The sequence below is a fragment of the Lutibacter sp. genome (assembly GCF_040883305.1).
In the GTDB taxonomy this organism is placed as follows: domain Bacteria; phylum Bacteroidota; class Bacteroidia; order Flavobacteriales; family Flavobacteriaceae; genus Lutibacter.
In genome coordinates this window covers 1-3,641 of record NZ_JBFLKT010000259.1, presented here as the reverse complement: position 1 = coordinate 3,641, position 3,641 = coordinate 1, and the positions used below count along the sequence as shown (strand labels likewise).

The window sequence follows — 3,641 nt, the reverse complement described above, 5'->3', positions numbered from 1 at the left end:
TTTGAAAAAGAATGTGAATATTTCTAACATCAGAAAAATAAAACTGTAAATTTTAAAATCGTATTTATTTAGAAACTTTTAAGTTGAAATAAGTATCCTAAAAATCAATATCTTAAAAAATCAATTTTTTAAAATAAGTATAATATCTTTGTATTAATTAAAACGCTTGAAATAAGCTATACTGACATGGTTTATACAAACCAAAAAATTATTTGCAAATTTCAATAACAATTCAAAACAATAAATAAAATTAGATGAAAATTATTATTGCAGGTGCTGGAGATGTTGGTTTTCATTTAGCTAAACTGCTCTCATTTGAGTCTCAAGATATATATTTAATTGATACAGACTCTGAAAAATTAGAGTATGCAAGCAGCCATATAGATGTTATTACCAAAAAAGGCGATGCCACCTCAATTAAACTGTTAAAAGAAGTAAATATTCATAAAGCAGATATTTTTTTAGCAGTAACTGAATCTCAAAACACAAATTTTACAATTGCTGTTTTAGCAAAAAAATTGGGTGCAAAAAAAACAATTGCAAGAATTTCCAACCACGAGTTTACTCAAAATTCTGAAATAGACTTCACAGAAATAGGCATAGATAATATGATTTCTCCGGGAGAATTAGCTGCTGACGAAATTAAAATGCTTTTGAGCCAATCTGCTTTTAACGATACCATTCAATTTGAAAATGGAACTTTAAACATTTTAGGTAGCACATTAGATTACGGATCTCCTTTAATTGGCTTAACCGTTAAACAAGCTCGAGAAAAATTTAACGAAATAGATTTTATTACAATTGCAATAAAGCCTGAAAATAGTAACGAAACAATTATCCCTAGAGGAAATACGGTTTATGGTTCAGATGATCAAATATATTTTTCAACACCAAAAGAAAGTATAAAACAACTTTATAAATTAATGGGTAAAACCCAATTTGGAGTAAAAAATGTTATGATTTTAGGAGGTGGAAAAATTGGTGTAAAAGCTGCTAGAAACCTTTGCGATAATAAGTTTAACATAAAATTACTTGAAATTGATAAAGGACGCGCAAAAGAAATTGCCGAAAAATTGCCTAATGCACTTGTTATTAAAGGAGATGGGCGAAATGTTGAATTATTAGAAGAAGAAAGCATTTCAGATATGGATGCTTTTATTGCGGTTACTGGTAATTCTGAAACAAATATAATGTCTTGTTTAGTTGCCAAATCTAAAGGAGTTAAAAAAACAATTGCCTTGGTTGAAAATATGGATTATATAAACATATCTCAGACAATAGGAATTGACACATTAATTAATAAAAAATTATTGGCTGCCAGTGCTATTTTCAAACATGTTAGAAAAGGAGATGTTTTAAAATTAGCCAACCTTCATAATGTTGATGCTGAAGTGTTAGAATTTAGAGTGAAAGAAAACTCAGCTGTTACTAAAAAATTAGTTAAAAACATTAATTTAACAAAAAATGCCGTTTTTGGTGGTGTGATTAGAAATGGAATTGCCCACATGACGTTTGGCGATTTTCAAATATTAGCAGGAGATAAAGCCGTAGTATTTTGTTTGCCAGAAGCTATTCATAAAGTTGAAAAATTGTTTAACTAAAAACATGAAAAACCTCAACGTTAGAATTATTATTAGCTTTTTAGGATTAACCTCTATGTTAAATGGAGTTTTTATGCTTCTTGCTTTCCCTTTTAGCGTTTATTATAATGAACCTGAAAAATGGGGAATTTTAGAAGCTGGGATTACAACTATTGCAATTGGTTTTATTTTATGGTTTTTTAATAGAAATGCAACTAAAAACCTTGGAAAAAAAGAAGGATATTTAATTGTTACACTAGGATGGCTAATGCTCTCCTTTACTGGAACGTTACCTTATGTTTATACTGACACCATCTCAGTATTTACAGATGCATTCTTCGAAACTATTTCTGGATATTCAACTACAGGTTCATCCATATTAACAGATATTGAATCTATGCCAAAAGGAATCCTATTTTGGCGAAGTGCAACACATTGGATTGGAGGAATGGGGATTATTGTACTTACTGTAGCTATATTACCTTTATTAGGAATTGGTGGAATGCAGCTTTTTATGGCTGAAGCTCCTGGGCCATCTGCCGATAAAATGCACCCAAGAATTACAGAGACTGCAAAAAGACTTTGGCTTATTTATTTTGGATTGACATTTACAGAGTTTTTTCTTTTAAAATTTGCTGGAATGACTTGGTTTGATGCCATAAATCATGCAATGGCTACAATGAGTACCGGTGGTTTTTCAACTAAAAATTCGAGTATTGCGCATTACAATGATTTTCCAATAATTCAATATATAATTATTGTTTTTATGTTTATTGCTGGAGCCAATTTTGTATTAACATATTTTGCGTTAAAAGGAAAAATAAGAAAAGTTTTTAATAGTGAAGAATTTAAATATTACTTTTTTGGAACTATAGGAGTTACTCTTTTAATTACTTTTTTAATAATAAATTTTCAAGATTCTAATTTAGTTAGCACCTTAAGTCATCCAAAAGTTTGGGGGGCAAATGAAAGTGCCTTTAGACACGCAGCATTTTCAGTAGTATCAGTTTTAACTACAACTGGATTTGTATCCGCAGATTTTACAATGTGGAGTTTTATGATAACAGCAATAATATTTTCATTATTTTTTATTGGAGGTTCTGCAGGGTCAACAAGTGGTGGTGTTAAAATTGTTCGACATATTATAATGATAAAAAGTAGTTTTTATGAGTTTAAAAAATTATTACATCCCAATGCTATAATCCCCGTTAGGTATGATGGTGGCAGTGTTCCAAAAACCATTATTTATAACATTTTGTCATTTTTTATACTATATATGCTCATCTTTATAGTAAGTTCTGTATTATTAACTTTTTTTGGATTAGACTTTATTTCAGCTATTGGAGCAACCGCTTCCTCTTTAGGTAATATTGGCCCAGCTATTGGCTCGGTAAGTCCTGTTGATAATTTTGCTCACTTAAGTGTACCTGCTAAATGGTTTTGCTCCTTTTTAATGCTAATTGGCAGATTAGAATTATTTACTGTATTAATTCTATTAACACCTTTCTTCTGGAAGAAAATTTAGTTAAAATAAATTTATTTTAATAAAGGGCAGCCACATTTTCGACAAACATTTTCACTTATTTCGTGCATAAAAGAACAAGCATTACAAAAAATTATGTCATCTTTAGATTTGTCAAATTTTTCAATGGTTTTTAATTTGCCGTGGTACTTTACTTTTTCTCCTATTTTGTAATAATCGTATACGGTTGCATCGTCTTCAGAAACTTTTTCATGTCTTTTACCGAGTTTATCTTCAAAGTAAACAACAAACTCAGTACAATTTTTCTTTTTAATTATTTTTTTTTCAACTACTTCACCTTCCCAACTCGGTTTTTCTTTTAATGAAAATACCGAATAAATTCCTATCAGCAAGAACATTCCACCAATAGTAAAACCAATATACAAGGCTTCTGGATTATCCATTTCATTACTAAAAACACCATACAAATAAAAACCAATAACTGCAATAAATGCTAAAGCAAAAGCAAATTGATATCTATAATTTTTAGTGTTTTGTTTATATTTTGCAAATGCTGGATCGTTTATTTTTGAAGAGTA

Annotated in this window: 3 protein-coding genes; 2 read left to right on the top strand and 1 reads right to left on the bottom strand. The window is 29.5% G+C overall.

The window, feature by feature from the left end:
- Positions 1–254 precede the first annotated feature (254 nt).
- Both trkA and AB1Z17_RS08130 read left to right on the top strand, forming a co-directional pair.
- Positions 255–1,601 carry a Trk system potassium transporter TrkA gene (gene trkA / locus AB1Z17_RS08135; protein WP_368051304.1) on the top strand — a complete coding sequence of 449 codons (1,347 nt, stop codon included), beginning with the start codon at positions 255–257 and terminating at the stop codon, positions 1,599–1,601.
- 4 nt (positions 1,602–1,605) lie between these two features.
- Entirely contained in the window at positions 1,606–3,105 is a 1,500-nt protein-coding gene (locus AB1Z17_RS08130; protein WP_368051303.1) for a TrkH family potassium uptake protein, read from the top strand.
- A gap of 11 nt (positions 3,106–3,116) precedes the next feature.
- Here AB1Z17_RS08130 and AB1Z17_RS08125 read toward each other — a convergent pair.
- The coding region (locus AB1Z17_RS08125) for a hypothetical protein (protein WP_368051302.1) at positions 3,117–3,641 on the bottom strand (525 nt) is incomplete at its 5' end.